Origin of the sequence: Desulfoscipio gibsoniae DSM 7213 (assembly GCF_000233715.2) — a bacterium.
Classification (GTDB): Bacteria; Bacillota; Desulfotomaculia; order Desulfotomaculales; family Desulfallaceae; genus Sporotomaculum; species Sporotomaculum gibsoniae.
Window position 1 is genome coordinate 848708 of sequence record NC_021184.1, and the last position, 17929, is coordinate 866636.

The window sequence follows — 17929 nt, forward strand, 5'->3', positions numbered from 1 at the left end:
ATACGGAGGGATGAGGCGTGGATACCCACAGGGAATGGTTTAATAAAAAGGCTGAAACGTGGGACAATGTTGTCCTTGAGGCTGAGAGGTGCCACCGTTTATTTGATTTAATTACGGTACTGGACATACAAAGGGACAGCCGGGTTTTGGATGTGGCTAGCGGAACCGGTATCTTGATACCCTGGCTTTTAGAGATTGTGGGTACGGGGGGAAAGGTGGTTGCCGTTGATTTTGCAGAAAAAATGATTGATGTTGCCAGGGGTAAGTATGGTGATACGGGAGTTGATTTACTGGTTGCCGATGTGCAGCAGCTACCTTTTGAGGATAATAGTTTTGATGAGGTAATATGCAATTCCGCGTTTCCTCACTTTGCCGGCAAGCTCGATGCTATGCGGGAAATGTCCCGGGTGCTCAAAAGCGGCGGCAGGTTGACTATATGCCACCCTGCACCCAGGGAAGAACTGAATAATTTTCATCGCTGTTTAGGTGGTGTCGTTGGTAACGACATGCTGCCGTCTGAGAGTGAAATGCGGCAGATGGCTGTAAAAGCGGGTTTAGATAGTGTTTTCATAAAGGATGGTCCCGCAACTTATTTGTTTACGTGTCGTAAAGTTAGATAGAGCGGCATTGATAGTGCCTATATGTTTTATTTATTGGATATTGTTTGTAGTATATACAAAATTGTCTTGTTTCTTGGATGTCTTATTTAATTGGAGTTTATAAATATGAGTTATTACCTCGTTAAACGCTTGCTTTATCTTGTACCCGTTATGCTGGGTGTATCGATTATCACTTTTGGATTGGTCAGCCTGGCACCCGGAGATCCGGCGGAAATAATCATGCAGTCCGGGGGAACGGAGGTAACCAGGGAAGCTGTGGAGGCAATGCGGGAGGAACTGGGTTTAAATGATCCGGTACATATCCGTTATTTCCACTGGCTAAATGACGTGCTTCACTTGGATCTGGGGGAGTCCTATCGTACCGGCAGGCCGGTGGCTGAGGAAATCTTCTGCCGTTTTCCGGCCACTCTGGAACTGAGCCTGGCGGCGGTACTATTTATGCTGTTGGTGGCTCTGCCCTCGGGTATTCTGGCCGCGTTGCACCGCCATGCCTTTGTGGATCATATCAGCCGGATCTGGGCGCTGGTAGGTGCATCCGTGCCCGATTTCTGGCTTGGTTTGTTGTTGATTTATTATTTCTCCGTGAAGCTGGGTATTTTCCCCGTGATGGGCCGCGAGGGAGTGAAGCACCTGGTGCTGCCGGCGGTAACCCTGGGGTTTGGTTTGGCGGCCATGTATGCCCGTCTGCTGCGGGCCAGCATGCTGGAGGTTCTGGAACAGGATTATATAAAGGTGGCCAGAGCCAGAGGATTAAAAGAAAAACTAATAATCGGCCGGCATGCTTTTAAAAACGCTCTTTTGCCGGTGGTGACCGCTCTGGGTATGAGGTTGGGACACCTTCTGGGCGGGGCGGTGATCGTAGAAACTGTGTTTGCCTGGCCTGGGGTGGGCAGATTATTGGTGGATGCTATTTTTAACCGGGATTACCCGGTAATTCAAGGCTATGCGCTGACCATGGCTGTTGTGTTTGTATTTATCAACTTGCTGGTTGACATATCTTACTTTTACCTTGATCCGCGCATTCGCCTGGGAAGGGGTAATAATGTATTTCGGTCATGATATTGAGCTGTTAATGCTTTCATATGGTAGCTTTGCATGATTATATAATGAAACTTGGCTGCTAATGTGTTGAGAGGAATTGGTATTTGGTGCGGACGAGGGCTGAGGGGATAAAAAAGGCTGTGCCGAGAACGCTGACCGGGGGGAAGCGGGAAGGAATTTTATCCGCGGTCATGGGCCGGTTGGTTCGGGATAAATTAGCGCTTGTGGGGTTGGGAGTAATCGTTGCTGTTGCTGCTCTGGGGTTGTTTGCGCCTTTTCTGGTGCCTCACGACCCGGTGCAAGTGGATCTGGGGCAAAAACTAATCAGGCCTTGTGCGGAATACCCACTGGGCACGGACCATTTGGGACGCTGTATTTTCTCCCGGGTGATTTACGGTACGCGGGTTTCCCTTTCTACCGCTGTGCTTATTTTAACGGTAATTATTTTTATCAGCGTGCCCGTGGGTACCGTTTCAGGCTATGTTGGAGGAAAGCTGGACAATATGGTCATGCGGTTCATAGACATACTGTTGGCTTTTCCCGGACTGGTGTTGGCCTTGGTGATAGCGGGTATGCTGGGCCCGGGGCTGATTAACGTAATGATCGCTCTAAGTGCTGTCTGGTGGGTAGATTATGCCAGAATCATCCGTAGTATGGTCCTTTCAGTAAAGGAAAAGGAATTTGTTGCCGCCGCCAGAGCCTCCGGTGCCACCCACAGCCAAATTATTTACCGCCATGTATTGCCCAACATAATATCACCGGTCATTGTGCTGGCTACACTGGATATGGGCAAGCTGATTCTGACCATTTCCGGTCTTTCCTTTCTGGGTTTGGGGGCGCAGCCGCCTACTCCGGAATGGGGGGCCATGCTCAATGACGGCAGGCCTTATATGCAGGTGGCCCCACATTTGATGCTTTTCCCCGGGCTGGCAATCATGCTGCTGGTACTGGCTTTTAACTTGCTCGGTGACGGATTGCGCGACGCTTTTGACCCCAGGGGGGATAATCGCGGGTAACCATATTTGCGGCAAGTATGCCGCCGGGGTGCAAACAACATCAATAGGCGGGTGGTGAAAGAATGTCTTGTAGTTCTGTGTTGAGCGTAAGTAATTTACATACGTATTTTTATACCCGGCAGGGAGCGGTTAAGGCTGTAAACGGTATCAGTTTTGATTTAAAAACAGGTCGGACTTTGGCGATCGTTGGAGAGAGCGGTTCGGGTAAAACTGTAACCGCGCTTTCAATCTTCGGTTTAATTGACCCGCCCGGTAAAATTGTCCGCGGGGATATTTGTCTGGACGGGTGCAATTTGCTAAACCTGTCCCAAACCGAACTGCGCCGGATACGCGGCAAAAAAATGACTATGGTTTTCCAGGATCCCATGACCTCGTTGAACCCGGTTTTAACTATTGGGACCCAGTTTATTGAGACCTTGAGCTGCCACGCAAGCATAACCGGGGCGGAGGTTAAAAGGCAAGCGAGGGAAATGTTGAAAAAAATCGGATTGCCGCAGCCCGAAAAAATAATGAAGAGGTACCCGTTTCAGTTAAGCGGTGGTCAGCGGCAGCGGGTGATGATCGCTATGGCCCTGGCCATGCGCCCCAGACTGCTGGTTGCTGATGAGCCCACCACTGCTCTGGATGTTACCGTTCAGGCGCAAATACTTTATGAAATGCGCCAGTTGATCAAGGATTGCCGGGCCGGTGTTTTATTGATTACCCACGACCTGGGAGTGGTGGCTGAAATGGCTGACGAGGTGGCGGTGATGTATGCCGGATCTATAGTTGAGTATGGGAATGTTTATGATGTTTTTGACAATCCCCTGCACCCTTATACAAGGGCTTTGCTTAAATCAGTTCCTCGTCCGGGAGTGATGGGTGAAGAATTGACAACTGTTCAGGGGCAGCCGCCAAGTCTTATTAATATGCCCGGGAGGTGTGCTTTCCTGCCCCGCTGCGAGCAAAAAACTTGGGGGTGCCGGGACGGCGTTCCTTTGTTGAAGGAAGTTGAACCGGGCCATGCGGTGGCCTGCCACCGGGCAGCGGCGGGTAAACCCGGAAAGGTGAAATTGCGTGAGCTTGCTTGATGTGCAAGGCTTGATAAAGTATCACCGCTTAAGTAGTGGGGTTTTTTCAGCCCGCAGTGAAAAAATCCATGCGGTGGACGGCGTTTCTTTAATTGTTGAAAAGGGGGAAACCCTTGGCCTGGTTGGTGAGAGTGGCTGTGGTAAAAGCACTTTGGCCCGGCTGATATTAAGATTGGAAAACCATGACGGCGGCAGGATTATATTTGATGGACAAGATATTACCGGCCTGGCAGGGAAAAGGTTGCGTTGCATAAGGCGCCGGATGCAGATGATTTTTCAAGATACCTATGCTTCTCTTAACCCCCGGATGACCGTTGGTGCTATCGTTGGTGAGCCTCTGGCCAATTACCGGGTGGGAACGCGGCGGGAGCAAAAAGAAAAGGTGCGGCAATTGTTGCAAACCGTTGGCTTAAGCCACGAACATGCCGCGCGTTATCCCCATGAATTCAGCGGCGGCCAGCGCCAGCGTATTGGCATTGCCAGGGCGCTGGCCTTACAGCCCGACCTTGTGGTCTGTGATGAACCTGTTTCCAATCTGGATGTATCTGTTCGGGCCCAAATTGTAAATTTGTTAATGCAATTAAAAAAACAGTTAGGCCTTGCCTATTTATTTATTTCCCATGATCTGACAATAGTCAGCTATATCAGTGACCGGGTGGCGATAATGTACTTGGGGAAAATCGTAGAGATGTTGCCCGGCGGCGATTTGGCTGTAAAGGCCAGGCATCCCTATACTCGGGCACTACTGGCGGCGGTACCGGTACATCACCCGCGGTTAAGGGGCGACAAGGAACTGCTGGTGGAAGGTGAACCTCCCGATCCGGTGAGCCCGCCGGCAGGCTGCCGCTTCCATCCTCGCTGTCCCCGGGCGCAGGAAAAATGCCGGGTGTCGGAGCCACTTCTGGAACCCATCGGCGCGGGGCACCAGGTAGCCTGTCATTTGGCGGGGGCTTAGCGTTGGTTTTAGATTTATATGCGCATTTCCAGAGAGGCTTGGCTTAAATTGATAGCAAGCCTTATGCCAAGGCCATTCAAGATAAATTCTTAAATAGTGCTATAAGCTAAGTAGTTCATGTTTTTGAAAAACAAATTTATATTTTGGGGGCATTCAATTGCGAAAGCAAAATCAGTATGAGAAAGTCAGTGGCCGGCTTTTAGAGCCGGTATTTTGGGAAAAAGCCTGGAATGAGTCGCGTCAAGATTCTTTGCAAGCCCGGCGGCGGGAAAAAACATCTTCTCTTGATTACTGGAACCGTATATCCGGGCAATTTGCACGCCGGGCCGGGCAACAAAATACGGCCAGGCGGGTGGAACGGGTGTTGGCCTGGCTGGATCAGCACGGGGTGTTACAGCAGGGGATGGAGGTTTTGGATATCGGTGCCGGAGCGGGTGTGTTTACCATTCCTTTGGCCCGCAGGGGGGCAAAGGTGACTGCCCTGGAACCGGCTCCGGCCATGCTGGCTGTGTTACAGGAAAGGATTAAGTTTGAAGGACTGACTAATATTCGTTTTATTGAGAGGGAGTGGGAAACAATTGATCCGGTTGCGAACGGTATATCAGGTAAGTTCGATCTAGTTTTTGCCTCGCTTACCCCCGGGGTGAGGGATGTGGATACCTTGATAAAGATGACTGATTGCTCTCGCGGCTGGTGTTTTCTGTGCAGTTTTGCGGGTCATCGTTTTACTCCGGCCCGGGAGGAGTTATGGCGATTGGTATTCGGCGAGAAAATGCCCCTGCCGGCATCCGATATTTTTTTCCCTCTGAACTATCTGTATACATCGGGTTATAGCCCTTCCTTCCAGGTATGGGCGGACGAATGGGATGAGGAGTTGTTGATAGAAGAAGCGGTATCAGGATTATATGATTTTCTTAGGGTTTACACGGAAATTACCCCGGAGGTTGAAAGTATGGTTAGAGGTTATGTGGAGCAACGGTCGGTAAATGGAACTTTTGTAGAAACAACCAGGGTGCGTTTGGGTATGCTTTTATGGCGAAAGTTTGAGCAATGGCCGACTTATTGTGAATAGTTATTGCTTGATTGAATGCCTGATATGATGATGCAAACATGTTGGCATAACGATGATCAACACGGGGTAGCGCTTAAAAAGGCTACTTGTTATATATTAAATTATCTTAAAAGGGGGGATTAATTTGGGTTATAAAAAAATAATTTATTTAATGTTATTAATTGTCCTGACTGGCTTACTTGGCGGTTGTGGCACCGGTGACCGGGGGCAAGCCGACGGGCATGAATTGGTAATCGGTATCGGGCGGGACTTTTATAACGGTGCCGAGAGCAGTAATTTTGTTCACGGCAGCACTTGCGTTTGGGAAAGCCTTACTTATCTCGATGAAAATTTGGAGCCCACACTGCAACTGGCCGAAAGACTGGTTTCCGATACAACGGCATCGGTGTGGACGGTTTACCTGCGCCAGGGTGTCAAGTTTCACGATGGTACACCGCTTGATGCTGACGCGGTGGTGAAGAGTATTAAACGATTAAAAGAACATGTCGAATTTGATGAATATGGAACCTTTGTCAATCTGGAAAAAGTTGAATCTGTGGGCGAGCGGGAAATAAAATGTACCTTTAACAAGCCTGAACCGGCCTTTCCGGCTAAAGTAGCCTACCACGGCTGCCCCATTTTCAGCCTGCAAAGCTTTGATGACGATGGCAAAATAACCTTTCCCCACGGTACGGGGCCGTTTAAGTTTGCCGAATATAAAAACGGTGAAGCTTTGGTAGTGACGCGTAACGATGAATACTGGGGTGACAAACCTAAGCTGGACAGGGTAATCTTTAAAATTATCCCCGATCCATCTACCCGTCTGGCCGCGCTGCAGGCAGGCGAAATACAGGCCGTGGCTGATGTGGGTGGCATACTGCCGGAACAGGTCCCGGTAATTGAGGGGGACGACGAACTAAATTTGTTTTCGTGCCCGGTAACGACAACCCACTACCTGCTTTTTAACAATCAAAAGCCGCCCTTTTACGATGCACGTCTGCGCCAAGCGGTGAGCCTGTCGCTGGATCGTCGGCAGCTGGTTAGGGAAGTGCTTAACGGTTATGGTGAACCTGCGGATACCATCTTTACTCCGCAGGCCAGAGCGTGGACGGTCGGGGGTTTATGGACAATAGATAAGAACAAGGCCCAAGAACTGGTTGCACAGGTTAATGCGAATACGCAGCGTCAAGTGGTCTTTGTAGTTAATTCAGCCCTGGCCAACCGCTGGCCGTACAAGCCAATTGCGGAAATACTGCAATCGGATCTCAAAACTTTCGGCTTTGAGGTGGAACTTAAGATGTTGGAAATGGGCGCCTGGAAAGAGGCGGTAGAAAAAGGTGAATATGACCTTACTTTAACACCGTATACATTGATGACCGGTGATCCGGACTTCTTCTTTGACAGTTTGATTCACTCCAAAGGGCTGATGAACATGCAGCGGGGTATTGGTTACAGCAGTTTGGAGGCAGACAGGTTGGTGGAGGTGGCCGCTGCCGAGCGGGAACCGGCTAAAAGGCAGCAATACTATAGCGAGCTGCAGCAGTTGGTTGCGCAGGATATGCCGCTATGTCCGGTCTATCATGATGTGTGCCTGTATGCAACCGCAAAAAATGTTCATAATTTAAAGCTTGATCCATTTTTTAAGCCGGAACTGGATAAAGCCTGGATTGAAAAAAGTAATTAGAATTTATAACTGTTAACTTGTTTTGTATCAGTAATGTATATTGCAGTCCAGTCAAATAATCTGTTCAATACGATTGTGTGGGAGATAAGAATACCACGTGTATTGGTGGCAGTGGCGGTGGGTATGGCCCTTGCAACCGCCGGTGCGGTATATCAGGGAACATTCAGGAACCCGCTGGTGGAGCCATTCGTTTTGGGAGTATCCGCCGGTGCGGCATTTGGCGCGGCATTGGCCATTGTGTTTCCGGGATATCTACCTGTTCAATTGTCAGCCTTTGTTTTTGGCATGATTAGCGTTACAGGCACTTATTCGCTGGCCAGAATTAGAGGACAAACCCCCCTGGCAACATTGATCCTGGCCGGCATAATCATGGCAGATAAGACTGGAGGTGCTTATCCTGATGTCTAATGTAGAACAATATCTTAGAAGGTTGGAGCTATCACAATCTTTGCGGGAACCCGTCATTAGAACTGCAATAGAATCATTACGGCTTCCTGTAGGAAGTTTCGGTTTGGATGTAGGCTGCGGAATTGGTTTATATACGTTATTGTTGGCGGAAGCGGTGGGGTCTGCCGGACACGTAATAGGTCTTGATATAACAAAAGAGTTCCTGGCCAAGGCACGCTCTTTATCATCGAAGTCCAATATAGGTAATAGAATTTCATTCAAGGAAGGTGACGCGTGTAAACTTCCGTTTGATGAAAACACTTTTGACTGGGCCGGCAGCATGGATTTTGCCGGTTACGCTCCTTTGGACCCGGTACTTTTATTGAAGGAAATGGGACGGGTCGTAAAACCGGAAGGACGGGTGTTTCTTTTGATATGGTCTTCTCAAAAGCTGCTTTCAGGGTTTCCTATGCTGGAGGCCAGGTTAAATGCGACCTCTTCAGGAATTGCTCCGTTTACCACGGCAATGAACCCCGAGTCTCATATGATGCGCGGGTTAGGGTGGTTTCGCCGGGCGGGCTTAATGGAACCGGAGGCTCGGACTTTCGTGAGGGATGTCTGCCCTCCCTTAGGTCCTGAAATTAGAACCGCATTGACCGATCTTTTTCAAATGCGTTGGGAAGAAGTTGATTCAGAAGTTTCGCCTGAAGATTGGGCGGAATATCAGCGTTTGTGTAGTCCGGATTTACCGGATTTTATACTGAATGTTCCTGATTATTACGCATTTTTCACATATACTTTATTTTGCGGCAGAGTTGTTTAAATCAAACCGAACGAAGGATGATGTCAAAATTTAGGTTAGTACGGTCACTTTATATATTGTCACAACCACGTTCATTCTTACAGTTTACAATCTTGGCTACATAATTTGGGGCAGCGGAATTTGTTCTATTTTTATACTAAGTTGACAATAGCATGTTTTTGATATACAATTGTATTACAAAACATACTAGGGAGGTCTTTCATGTGGCACGGAGTAGCTTGATCCAAATCAGAGTTGATGACGCTCTCAAAAAGGACGCAGAAGCGCTTTTTAACGATTTGGGGCTTGATATGCCTACTGCTATCCGTCTTTTTTTGAAGCAGTCTTTACTTCATAATGGAATACCGTTTGCTATTGTCCGAACAGATGATTTTTATAATGACTATAACCTGCAAGTTCTGAAAAAATCCATACAGCAACTTGAGCATGGCAAAGGAACAACTCACGAACTGATTGAGGCGGGCGATGAATAAGGTTTGGTCAGATGAAGCGTGGGAAGATTACCTCTATTGGCAGATGCAGGATAAAAAGACTTTAAAGCGGATAAACCTGCTTATACAGGATATTGACCGAGTATGAAAAAGAGAAGTGTATAAAAAAAGCACCTTCCGGGAGGTAAGTGCTTTTTTTATACACTTCTTTAGCATCAAAAGTAGGAAATCAGAATTAACAGTAGAATATGGATCAAAATCAGCAGGTGTTTGCTATTACTTTCATTTACACCGGTAGCGAATGTATATTTAACGAGCAGAGTGATTTAAAAGGATTAAAAAATATGGACAATTTTGTGAACGTATGTTAAACTGTTAAAAAATATAGCGCATAAAGTTTTAAAACAATTTAATTATAATAATAATATTAGGCCACGAAGGTTTTCCCAACCACAAGGTTGGAAAATGCCTGCGTGGCTTTTTAATTGCGAAGGAGGATATAAAATGCCTAAACTAATTGTTTGCGGCCGGGGAGGATGTGGCAAAAGTACCTTGGTGACCCTTTTAGCGAAAGCATTAGGTGAACGGGAACGGGTATTGGTGGTGGATACCGACGAATCTAATCTCGGACTATGTAAAATGCTTGGTCAAGAACCGCCGGAAATGAGTTTGATGGTTTCTCTGGGAGGTAAGCCGGTGGTACGGGAAAAACTTCTGGCCTCTATGAGTCAGGAAAATGGTGAAAAAGTGGGCTTTTTTAGGGAAGATTTATCCTTGGAGGATTTACCCCCTGCATGTGTTAGCTGGGACGGGTCGGTGGGTAATTTACGCATTGGTAAAATTGAGCACAGTATGGAAGGCTGCGCCTGTCCCATGGGCTCAATTACCCGGTCATTACTAAAAGAGCTTAAAGTAAATAAAAACGATTGGGTTATAGCAGATACTGAAGCAGGTATAGAACATTTTGGGCGTGGTGTACTGGAAGGTGTGGACGCAATATTAATGGTTGTGGACCCTTCATATGAGTCCATATTACTGGCTGAAAAAGCCAAGGGATTGGCCGAAGAGGCTCATAAGAAATTTTTTGTTGTTCTGAACAAAGTGGACGAGGCTACGGAACCTACTTTGCGGCAGGAGTTGACCGACAGGAAAATTGAGGTTGGCGGCGTTATAAACCATTCTTTAGATATTAGCCGGGCTAATCTTGTTGGAAACACATTGGATGTTAATATGCAGCGGGAAAGTGTGGATGAATTAGTTGATAAAATAATCGGGCTGTGTAGATAAATTTAAAACATTGTCGGCTTACGGTTAATTAACAAAAATAATAGATACTACAGCGAAAAATATAGATAAACGTAACATAGGGACGATTCTATGATTATTGTAGCGCAATAATGATCTTGCTTAAAATAAGGCAACGGAACCACCACATGACGTGGCGGAATAAGTAATCTTTTGCTGTAGTAGTAGCTTACCCGGTTTGAACCATGAAGGTTTACGCTCCTTGGAAAGGGGGTCCTTCATGGTTTTTTGCGTTCTCGTAATATTAAATCAATGATAGAGGAGGCGGCCGAATGAACAAAAAACATTTTCTATTCACATTATTACTGGTGATGTGTTTGAGCTTGCTTTTGTTTGGCTGCGGAACAGATCAAGCACAGAATAGCCAAACTGACGGTAATGACGAAAATAAAGAGCAGAACCAGGTGGATGTGATTCGCCTGGAGGGAGGGGATTGGGGTTATCCGAGCCCTTACGCCCATTATTCCAGGGGGCCGGGCAGTTTTAAAATGGCCCTTATATTTGACGGGCTGTTGGAGAGGGATGAAAATGGGCTTATTCCCTGGCTGGCCGAAAAATATGAAATCATAGACAATGGCAAGCAATATCTTTTTACTATCCGGGACGGTGTCAAATGGCACGACGGTAAACCGTTTACTGCCGAGGATGTACAATTTAGCTTTGAATATGCAAAGAAATATCCCACGGTACGGTCTGATTTTGCCGGTGATGATATTGAAAAAGTGGAGGTTGTGGGAAATAACCAAGTGCTGGTAACCGTTGCGGAGCGCAATGCCGCTATGCTCTATAACCTGGGTAATGCACGCATGATCCCCAAACACATTTGGGAAAACGTGGACAATCCCAAGGAGTTTACTGCGCCGGAAGCGGTAATCGGTACCGGTCCCTACCGCCTGACGGATTATAACAAGGAACACGGCACTTACCATTTTGAGGCCTTCGGAGATTTCTGGGGACCCCGGCAGAGGGTTAAAGCTATTGAATTCATTCCGGTCAGTGAACCAATTCTGGCCTTTGAAAAGGGGGAAATAGATCAAACCGGCATCAGCTCGGACGTGCTCCCCCGTTTCCAAAACCGGCCGGAATATAAAATAGTACAAAGCCCGGGGTTCTGGGGGTACCGGTTGTTATTCAATATGGGTGATAATCCTGTTTTAAGGCAAAAGGAACTCAGGCAAGCTATTGCTTATGCCATTGACGCCCGGGAATTGGTTGATAAAGTGGAACGCGGGGCTGCTGTTCCTGGTAGTGCGGGGGTATTACCTCCGGATCACGTCAAGCCAATAAAGCCGTTGATATGACTTTGTAGATTAATTAGCAGTTTAAAAGGTGACAGAGGGACGTTTCGCTTGTCTTATTGAACAGCTCTTTATATTATATTCTTTCCTAATTCTTATCACTCGTGCTAACTGTATTATATTTGTTCCTTTCTGCTGATATAATTCAACCCGTAGGCAAGGGCGTCACTGGTAACGGTGGGGTCTGAAGGAAGCCGAAGGGGGAACTTGGAACATAGCGCAAGCGAACCGGTGATGGCCTATCAGGTGGGTAACCTTGCAAGTTGTGGGAAAGCCCGAAAACTGGAAATAAAACAGATTGCTATGTTGGTCATGGTTTTTTTGCCTGATAATAGCCTGTACTATAAGGAGTTTGAACACTTGTCCGGGAGCAAGTGTTTTATTTTTATGTTTAAATGTATCTTGACTATATGGTTAACAAGAAATATAATGATAATCATTATCATTATCATTATCATTATTACGATTTTGGTAATGTGAGGAGGATATCATGAAAAGGCCCCTGTGCTGTATTAAGAAAGGCATGACCGTTTGTATCCCATTGCAGACCAAATCAAATTGCTGGCTCTTAATGCATCCATCGAGGCGGCCAGGGCCGGAGATGCCGGGCGGGGATTTGCGGTGGTGGCTCGGGAAGTCGGCAAATTAGCGGTAAAAAGTAAAAAAACTGTTGAGGATATTTCCGTTACCCTCAGGCAGGTAAGAACTAACGCCTCTGCGGTTATGGAGAGTATGTCCCGGGGTGCTGAAGGCGTTCAAAACGGTATGGGTTTAATTGCCGAGGTTAACCAGTTTTGCCGTGCAATCGAGGAACATATGGCGGCCAGTGTGGTTGCTGTTGAAAAGGCCGGTTCCGGTGCCGGTGCACTGGATTTGGGGATAGGAGGGGTGCAGTCCGTTGCCCGGGAGGTTAACCAGGTGGTAGGTAAACTATCCGATAGCAGTGGTAATACCACAGACACTTTAAAAGCTCAATCGGAATCGGTACAGCAATTGTTAAATAACCTGCAGAGGTTGCGAGGAATGGCGGGGAGAGATTTTTATGGCGCAAACGGGTTGGACAAATATTGCTTTTGATAGGGTAAATAAAAAAAAATCAAAACGCCGGACAGTTAATTGCAAATGCGGTACAAGGCCGGCAAATGACGAAGGCTGTCGTAATTGTAAACAGTGCATGAAAAAAATATTGATTATTGGCGGAATAACCAAATTTAAACATCTATATGCGGATTTGATTGAAAACTGCGGTCATAAGTGCATATATTTAGATGGTTATTTGAGGAAAGGTGATAAACCATTGGAGAAAAAGATTATCAAATGTGACATGGTTTTTTGCCCGGTAGACTGTAACAGCCATAATGCCTGTGCCAGCGCCAAGAAATTATGCAGAAAACACGGCAAGCCTATTAAGATTTTGACATCATCCAGTGTTACTAATATGGCTAAGGCCATAAAAAGTATAAACTTGTAGCTTATAGATAATAAACCCTAAGAGAATATTTAGTTGAATAATCAAATTTATATTTTCTGCTGTAGCTTTTATTTTGAAAGGAGGAGTTACATGACGGGGGAACTGGTCAATAAAAATGAGGAAAATACTCAGTATGATAGTAAGTAAATCACCCAGCGGCATGGCAAACTTAATCTATATAATTTGGAAGAGTGGAACGGAAGAAGCTTGCCGACAAAATTCCTTGTAGCATATGCCGCAGATAGCATCACCTGTGTTGCTTAATACGGCATAACAATGAAAAGCGGACAGAGGGTGTTCGTAGAAATATAAAAATCCGGCTGTCTGCTTTTTATTGCTCTGTTTCAATCCATTCCAAGTATTGGGCCGCAGTCATTACACGTGGACGTTCCATATTAAGCTTTAAAAAGTGTTTATCTCCACTGATGATAATGTCCACATCTGCAACGATAGCAGCATTTAGAATCGGTTGATCCTTTGGATCACTTATCAGCTTTTGAGGGTACTCTGGGGCTGGCACCAAATCATAGGCAAGCTCGGCAAGGAAAACCTCCACATCGGCTAATGCGTAAGGCGCTTTGCGTCCTAACACATCCCGTAACTCGAAGATGTTGCGGTCGCAGAGTACCAACTCGTGATACCGCGCGGCGTGAAGCAGAGTAGCGGCAGGCTTTGAATGAGGCCAGAGCAATGCTGATATAAGGATGTTGGTATCGGCCAGCACTTTCATTGCTTTGAATCCTTTCCGTAGCGTACCTCGTCAACGAGAGCCTGCACTTCATCTTGATTTTTGATGCCGATTGCCTCCGCTACATCCTTAAAAGCTTTTTGAGCTTTTAGAATTGCCGTAGCCGAAGCATTGTTGATGACAATTTCACCGTTTTCACGCTCAATAAAGAGTATTTTATCTCCCTCCTTGAGCATAAGCTTGCGGCGTATTTCGACCGGAACGGTGATTTGACCGTTTGCGGATACTTTTGCAAGGTTCATCAATATCACTCCTAAGTCTTGAAATCTCAAGAATACTTTATATATAGTATACACCATGGAGGTCAATTTATAAACAAAAGGCTACACTTCATATATCATGCTAAAATTTACTTCATTTCTAAAGAAGACAGGGATAAAAATGGAGAATCAATATCAATTTCAATGCTTAAGAGGTATCAATGTGAAAGAAAAAGCTGATACCGGGCTTGGAAAAACTGGCAGAAGTGAGGTGAATGTAATCAAAAAATCTAACTGTTGAGCCTTCCATCTGCCTGCTAAAGAAGGACTTATAATGACTTCCAAAACTCTTCTTCTGTTATTTTTAGCTGATGCCTTAGTATCTTCTTCCATAAGTTACCGGGGATTTCTTTGCTGACGGCATGGCTTACCCTGGTACGTAAAACATCCCCGTTAGCCAAAACTTTTTCATAGTACCAGTGGTCTATATCCCTTATCAATATCCACCCCGTTTTATCGCAATACTTTTTCAGGTGACCAAATTTTGGGGGCATATTTAAATCTCCAGAAGTGATTTAATTTCCTGGTATTGTCACAAAGCCAAACCCTCAATATATAAGGAAAATGACCCTTTCGGTTTGGGGCGTTTAAAAACAGACTCATATTGTCCCGGTAATCCTCTGCGTATGTTTTTAGTTCCCTAATAAGCTCTTCAATTGCCTCATCCAAGGTAGGCCCATTTACAGCAATATCAATTTGGTCCAGCACTATGTTTTTTGTTAAATCTTAACTTCTATATAATAAACCCCAAACTTGCTTTTTCTCCGCCTGTTAGTACCTTTCATGATGCCCGTCTCCCGATACCGGGGTTTATCCTGACCGCGACTTTTCCCCCGCCCCAATAAAAAGCGAAACCTTGCGTCGTTTGCAAGCGTCTACATGATAGCAGTTTCAAAACAATATTACGCCGACTACTTATCTCCGAGGTATACCTGCAATTTATGATGCAAACCTGGCCGAGAATCTTTACCGATCCAGCCGCAGCAGTGCAGTGGTTGGATGAAACTTACTTCAAACTAAGCAGTCCAATGGCCCGGGAAAACCTTGTTTATGCCGTTGGTGAGGTTGCTAAGTTAAACGGGGCCATCCACCCGGCCGTCACCGTTTGGCTTTGGCGAGTCCAGGAACAGGAACCAGACCCGGATTACTGCTTTGACCAGCTTATTACTATTTACGAACTGGGAGAAGCAAAAGCGTTGGAGGAGATAGACGGCCTCTATTCCGGTATTACTTCCCCATGAGAAGAGTGGAATTGATCCGCAGCATTGCCGGTCTTACCCGCCGGCAGACGAAAGAAGCCCAGGACGGTTTGATCGAATGGCTGTGGAAAATAGCCGAAACCGATACGTCGGCATATTGCCGTCAGGAATGTCTTTCCGCCCTGTATACGGATTTGGGCCAGGAAAAGACACTGGAACAGTTTGTATAATATATGAAGATATAGTTATTTAATTATTGTCAAGCTTTCTGCTTTAGACATCGTCATAATATACATATTTTTCTGGTGTGAAGAAGTTCCCTATCTTTTAAGAGAAACCCTGTCCTTCATGCGTAGTAAATATATGAAAGGGATTTGAAAGGGGGTGGAGGCTTTGGAATATTCGCAGGCTGAACTGGTTCGGGGTATAAGAAACAAGGATTCAGCCGCCTATGAGTACATGATATGTAAGTATACAAAGACGGTTTTCTGTCTTGCTTACAATATTTTGTCTGAGTCTCATAGCAAGGAAGATATTGAGGAATGTGTTGCCGATGTTTTTCTTGATGCATGGATAAAGATCGCCGAGTTCGATGAAGAGAAGGCAAACTTTAGAACCTGGCTGTTGATTCTGACTAAGTATAAGGCGCTAACATACAGACGCAAAAAACGCCTGAGCAATATTCTGGATATCGAGGATGCTGATATAAAGAACGACGTCAATTTGGAAAAGCTGGTATTACTGAGACAGGATCAGGAACAAGTAATAAAAATAATTAATTCCTTTCAAAAGATTGATCGGGAGATATTTGTGAGAAGGTTTTTTCTGGGCGAAAAGATTAGCGATCTGGCTAAAGCCTTCAATTTGTCCCGTGCAGCCGTAGACAACAGGCTGCTGCGGGGAAGAAAAATCATAAAGGAGGGTTTGCAGTATGAATGAAGACAAAATGCTCACGATACTTAACAATCTTGATGATGATTTAATAGAGAAGGAGATTGACAATCTTATGGACGGAGTTGAATGCAATATGGAATCAATAAACAAAAAAGCACATAAGAAACTTGACAAGTATAATAGGAAGATCAAATTCAGAAAACAACTGCCCTATGTTGCGGCAATTTGTGCATGCTTTATCTGCATCAATACGGTATATGCAGATGACATATCAGAAGCGGTAAAGAGATTTTTTAACAAAACCCCGGTATATTCAACCATGGTAGACGGAAGCGCCTATTATCTGAAGGACAGCCTGGTACTGGATGACAATATGGTGATCGACAGCTTCATGGTTTCGGAAGGCAGAATGGACATGAAATTCACCTCAAAGCTTGGTATCAGTATTCTAAAGGATACGAGAATTATACCTAAGGATAATCCGAACACTCAATATGTCATGGGGGGCTATTCCGAGGATAACGGCAAATATACTTTCAGCTTCATGAACGGGAAAGAAGACAACTACAACATTAAGCCATTCAAATCTTTTGATCTGATAGTCGGCAATAAAACATATTCCATCTCTCTAGATCAGGCGAAGAGCCTGGATGAAACACAGAAGCTTTTTGCCAGTGAAGCAACATCCAACCAAATCGGCCTGGTTGATGTCGGTGCGAACAGCCTGGAAAAAGACGGCAAGCAGGCTATTCAGCTGATTGCTTCTTTCAAAAACAAGGATATGAAGCTCAGTAAATTTGGCCGGCCGGTGGATTCAACGGTCAAAACTACCTTTGAGAATCTGGGTGAGGACGGCATTGTAAGTACGGGAACCGGTTTAAGGACGGAAGATATTTATGTAACAGATGAAAGCGGAACTAAATATAAGCTGGAAGTTCCGGCTGATTCAAATGCTTTTCCTGTAACTACCTTTGTGACAGACGCAGCAATAGACAACAAGCTTACACTGAAGCTGCCTGCTCTAATTGCAAGCTATCAAAAGAAAGTTGATAGTTTAAAAATTATCATTCCGAAAGAGGGCGAGGAAATTCTCAACCGTGACGTGGATATGTTTGCTCAGAAGGCGGTGGCCAAGAGCATTAAACGGCTATCTCCAACCTCGGCCCAGCTTGTATTCCAATTAAACACAGGAAATGAGAAATATGTCGGCATCAAGTCTTTCCATATAGATAGCAAAAATATTCTAAAGGCTTCTTCAGAATTTAGCGGCGACACAGCTGTTATGATTCTTGAGTTCAATAAGGATGTCGATGAGATCAATCTGGATATATCCTGGCCGAAGTTTGTTATGAACGGTAACTGGACGATAAATATGAAATAAATACGGAATAGCTTCCATATTTTGCATAACCTTCAAACGGATGTGTAATAAGAGCATTTGTTTGAAGGTTTGTTTGCTATTGTCCGATCAGATGATTTTTAGATTTTTATAATGACTATAACCTGCAAGTTATCCCCTTGTGAAGCACCCGGCTGATATGAACACCATTACTGATACCGGAAAAGTCGGCTGTGTTTGTAAACGCTTCCTCCATTCCCAGGACTGTCAGGCTGTCGTTCAGATTCTTGATTCCGTCCCCTGTCATAAAGAAGCGCCGCAAGCTCCATAGGAGGTT

At 45.5% G+C, this 17929-nt stretch carries 23 protein-coding genes and 1 pseudogene; 19 read left to right on the forward strand and 5 right to left on the reverse strand.

All coding sequences use genetic code 11. The features are described from left to right. Positions 1-17 precede the first annotated feature (17 nt). The 15 genes and pseudogenes from DESGI_RS03905 (at position 18) to DESGI_RS03980 (ending at position 13152) form a co-directional block, all read left to right on the forward strand. The gene (locus DESGI_RS03905; RefSeq protein ID WP_006521026.1) at positions 18-620 is read left to right on the forward strand and encodes a class I SAM-dependent methyltransferase; all 603 of its coding nucleotides are present in this window, start codon (positions 18-20) and stop codon (positions 618-620) included. A 105-nt stretch (positions 621-725) separates the two neighbouring features. Further along, the gene (nikB, locus tag DESGI_RS03910) at positions 726-1679 is read left to right on the forward strand and encodes a nickel ABC transporter permease (RefSeq protein ID WP_006521027.1); all 954 of its coding nucleotides are present in this window, start codon (positions 726-728) and stop codon (positions 1677-1679) included. Positions 1680-1765: 86 nt separating this feature from the next. Then, positions 1766-2677 (forward strand): nickel ABC transporter permease subunit NikC, encoded by a 912-nt coding sequence (gene nikC, locus DESGI_RS03915; protein ID WP_006521028.1) that lies wholly within the window; start codon positions 1766-1768, stop codon positions 2675-2677. A 62-nt stretch (positions 2678-2739) separates the two neighbouring features. Then, on the forward strand, positions 2740-3747 hold the full coding sequence (locus DESGI_RS03920; protein WP_006521029.1) for an ABC transporter ATP-binding protein: 1008 nt from the start codon (positions 2740-2742) through the stop codon (positions 3745-3747). Next, entirely contained in the window at positions 3734-4702 is a 969-nt protein-coding gene (locus DESGI_RS03925; RefSeq protein WP_015617914.1) for an ABC transporter ATP-binding protein, read from the forward strand. Before DESGI_RS03920 ends, DESGI_RS03925 begins: the two co-directional genes overlap by 14 nt. A 157-nt stretch (positions 4703-4859) precedes the next feature. Next, the gene (locus DESGI_RS03930) at positions 4860-5774 is read left to right on the forward strand and encodes a class I SAM-dependent methyltransferase (RefSeq protein WP_006521031.1); all 915 of its coding nucleotides are present in this window, start codon (positions 4860-4862) and stop codon (positions 5772-5774) included. A gap of 124 nt (positions 5775-5898) precedes the next feature. Next, entirely contained in the window at positions 5899-7437 is a 1539-nt protein-coding gene (locus DESGI_RS03935; RefSeq protein ID WP_006521032.1) for an ABC transporter substrate-binding protein, read from the forward strand. Between the two features lie 33 nt (positions 7438-7470). Continuing rightward, on the forward strand, positions 7471-7845 hold the full coding sequence (locus tag DESGI_RS03940) for an iron chelate uptake ABC transporter family permease subunit (RefSeq protein WP_006521033.1): 375 nt from the start codon (positions 7471-7473) through the stop codon (positions 7843-7845). Beyond that, positions 7838-8647, forward strand: a complete 810-nt coding sequence (locus DESGI_RS03945; protein WP_006521034.1) for a methyltransferase domain-containing protein — start codon at positions 7838-7840, stop codon at positions 8645-8647. Before DESGI_RS03940 ends, DESGI_RS03945 begins: the two co-directional genes overlap by 8 nt. 203 nt (positions 8648-8850) lie before the next feature. Then, entirely contained in the window at positions 8851-9120 is a 270-nt protein-coding gene (locus DESGI_RS03950) for a type II toxin-antitoxin system RelB/DinJ family antitoxin (RefSeq protein WP_006521035.1), read from the forward strand. Further along, positions 9113-9220: pseudogene (locus tag DESGI_RS03955) on the forward strand (type II toxin-antitoxin system YoeB family toxin); the annotation flags it as partial. The gene DESGI_RS03950 and the pseudogene DESGI_RS03955, both read left to right, overlap by 8 nt. 362 nt (positions 9221-9582) lie before the next feature. Continuing rightward, positions 9583-10365 carry an ATP-binding protein gene (locus DESGI_RS03960; RefSeq protein WP_006521037.1) on the forward strand — a complete coding sequence of 261 codons (783 nt, stop codon included), beginning with the start codon at positions 9583-9585 and terminating at the stop codon, positions 10363-10365. A 290-nt stretch (positions 10366-10655) separates the two neighbouring features. Then, on the forward strand, positions 10656-11684 hold the full coding sequence (locus tag DESGI_RS03965; RefSeq protein WP_006521038.1) for an ABC transporter substrate-binding protein: 1029 nt from the start codon (positions 10656-10658) through the stop codon (positions 11682-11684). 528 nt (positions 11685-12212) lie between these two features. Beyond that, positions 12213-12758 carry a methyl-accepting chemotaxis protein gene (locus tag DESGI_RS03975; protein ID WP_006521040.1) on the forward strand — a complete coding sequence of 182 codons (546 nt, stop codon included), beginning with the start codon at positions 12213-12215 and terminating at the stop codon, positions 12756-12758. Further along, on the forward strand, positions 12724-13152 hold the full coding sequence (locus DESGI_RS03980) for a DUF2325 domain-containing protein (protein ID WP_006521041.1): 429 nt from the start codon (positions 12724-12726) through the stop codon (positions 13150-13152). Before DESGI_RS03975 ends, DESGI_RS03980 begins: the two co-directional genes overlap by 35 nt. A 331-nt stretch (positions 13153-13483) precedes the next feature. Here DESGI_RS03980 and DESGI_RS03985 read toward each other — a convergent pair whose 3' ends face one another. From DESGI_RS03985 to DESGI_RS26380, 4 genes are all read right to left on the reverse strand, one after another. Further along, positions 13484-13882: a putative toxin-antitoxin system toxin component, PIN family gene (locus DESGI_RS03985; RefSeq protein ID WP_006521042.1), complete on the reverse strand. Its 399-nt coding sequence runs from the start codon at positions 13880-13882 to the stop codon at positions 13484-13486. Continuing rightward, positions 13879-14142 carry an AbrB/MazE/SpoVT family DNA-binding domain-containing protein gene (locus DESGI_RS03990; protein WP_006521043.1) on the reverse strand — a complete coding sequence of 88 codons (264 nt, stop codon included), beginning with the start codon at positions 14140-14142 and terminating at the stop codon, positions 13879-13881. The genes DESGI_RS03985 and DESGI_RS03990 overlap by 4 nt, the downstream gene beginning before the upstream one ends. A 287-nt stretch (positions 14143-14429) precedes the next feature. Continuing rightward, positions 14430-14654, reverse strand: coding sequence for a hypothetical protein (locus DESGI_RS03995; RefSeq protein WP_006521044.1), 225 nt, complete (start codon positions 14652-14654; stop codon positions 14430-14432). Beyond that, a complete protein-coding gene (locus tag DESGI_RS26380) occupies positions 14614-14868 on the reverse strand; it encodes a hypothetical protein (RefSeq protein WP_157872717.1) in 255 nt (84 codons plus the stop codon). The genes DESGI_RS03995 and DESGI_RS26380 overlap by 41 nt, the downstream gene beginning before the upstream one ends. Before the next feature lie 233 nt (positions 14869-15101). Between DESGI_RS26380 and DESGI_RS04000 the strand changes: the two genes are divergently transcribed. The 4 genes from DESGI_RS04000 to DESGI_RS04015 all read left to right on the forward strand — a co-directional run bounded on the left by DESGI_RS04000 (position 15102) and on the right by DESGI_RS04015 (position 17634). Continuing rightward, positions 15102-15401: a hypothetical protein gene (locus DESGI_RS04000; RefSeq protein ID WP_006521045.1), complete on the forward strand. Its 300-nt coding sequence runs from the start codon at positions 15102-15104 to the stop codon at positions 15399-15401. Next, positions 15398-15589 carry a hypothetical protein gene (locus tag DESGI_RS04005; protein WP_006521046.1) on the forward strand — a complete coding sequence of 64 codons (192 nt, stop codon included), beginning with the start codon at positions 15398-15400 and terminating at the stop codon, positions 15587-15589. The genes DESGI_RS04000 and DESGI_RS04005 overlap by 4 nt, the downstream gene beginning before the upstream one ends. Positions 15590-15743: 154 nt before the next feature. Beyond that, on the forward strand, positions 15744-16298 hold the full coding sequence (locus DESGI_RS04010; protein ID WP_245561145.1) for a sigma-70 family RNA polymerase sigma factor: 555 nt from the start codon (positions 15744-15746) through the stop codon (positions 16296-16298). Next, on the forward strand, positions 16291-17634 hold the full coding sequence (locus tag DESGI_RS04015; protein WP_006521048.1) for a hypothetical protein: 1344 nt from the start codon (positions 16291-16293) through the stop codon (positions 17632-17634). Before DESGI_RS04010 ends, DESGI_RS04015 begins: the two co-directional genes overlap by 8 nt. Before the next feature lie 115 nt (positions 17635-17749). On the opposite strand, the gene DESGI_RS24320 is transcribed toward DESGI_RS04015, so the two are convergent. Continuing rightward, positions 17750-17899: a serpin family protein gene (locus DESGI_RS24320; protein ID WP_157872718.1), complete on the reverse strand. Its 150-nt coding sequence runs from the start codon at positions 17897-17899 to the stop codon at positions 17750-17752. Positions 17900-17929 lie beyond the last annotated feature (30 nt).

Coding starts and splice junctions, on each gene's coding strand:
- nikB (WP_006521027.1), top strand. CDS start 726: ATGAGTTATTACCTCGTTAAACGCTTGCTTTATCTTGTACCCGTTATG.
- DESGI_RS03920 (WP_006521029.1), top strand. CDS start 2,740: ATGTCTTGTAGTTCTGTGTTGAGCGTAAGTAATTTACATACGTATTTT.
- DESGI_RS03940 (WP_006521033.1), top strand. CDS start 7,471: ATGTATATTGCAGTCCAGTCAAATAATCTGTTCAATACGATTGTGTGG.
- DESGI_RS03945 (WP_006521034.1), top strand. CDS start 7,838: ATGTCTAATGTAGAACAATATCTTAGAAGGTTGGAGCTATCACAATCT.
- DESGI_RS03960 (WP_006521037.1), top strand. CDS start 9,583: ATGCCTAAACTAATTGTTTGCGGCCGGGGAGGATGTGGCAAAAGTACC.
- DESGI_RS03965 (WP_006521038.1), top strand. CDS start 10,656: ATGAACAAAAAACATTTTCTATTCACATTATTACTGGTGATGTGTTTG.
- DESGI_RS03980 (WP_006521041.1), top strand. CDS start 12,724: ATGGCGCAAACGGGTTGGACAAATATTGCTTTTGATAGGGTAAATAAA.
- DESGI_RS03985 (WP_006521042.1), bottom strand. CDS start 13,882: ATGAAAGTGCTGGCCGATACCAACATCCTTATATCAGCATTGCTCTGG.
- DESGI_RS03990 (WP_006521043.1), bottom strand. CDS start 14,142: ATGAACCTTGCAAAAGTATCCGCAAACGGTCAAATCACCGTTCCGGTC.
- DESGI_RS03995 (WP_006521044.1), bottom strand. CDS start 14,654: ATGCCCCCAAAATTTGGTCACCTGAAAAAGTATTGCGATAAAACGGGG.
- DESGI_RS04000 (WP_006521045.1), top strand. CDS start 15,102: ATGATGCAAACCTGGCCGAGAATCTTTACCGATCCAGCCGCAGCAGTG.
- DESGI_RS04005 (WP_006521046.1), top strand. CDS start 15,398: ATGAGAAGAGTGGAATTGATCCGCAGCATTGCCGGTCTTACCCGCCGG.
- DESGI_RS04015 (WP_006521048.1), top strand. CDS start 16,291: ATGAATGAAGACAAAATGCTCACGATACTTAACAATCTTGATGATGAT.
- DESGI_RS24320 (WP_157872718.1), bottom strand. CDS start 17,899: ATGACAGGGGACGGAATCAAGAATCTGAACGACAGCCTGACAGTCCTG.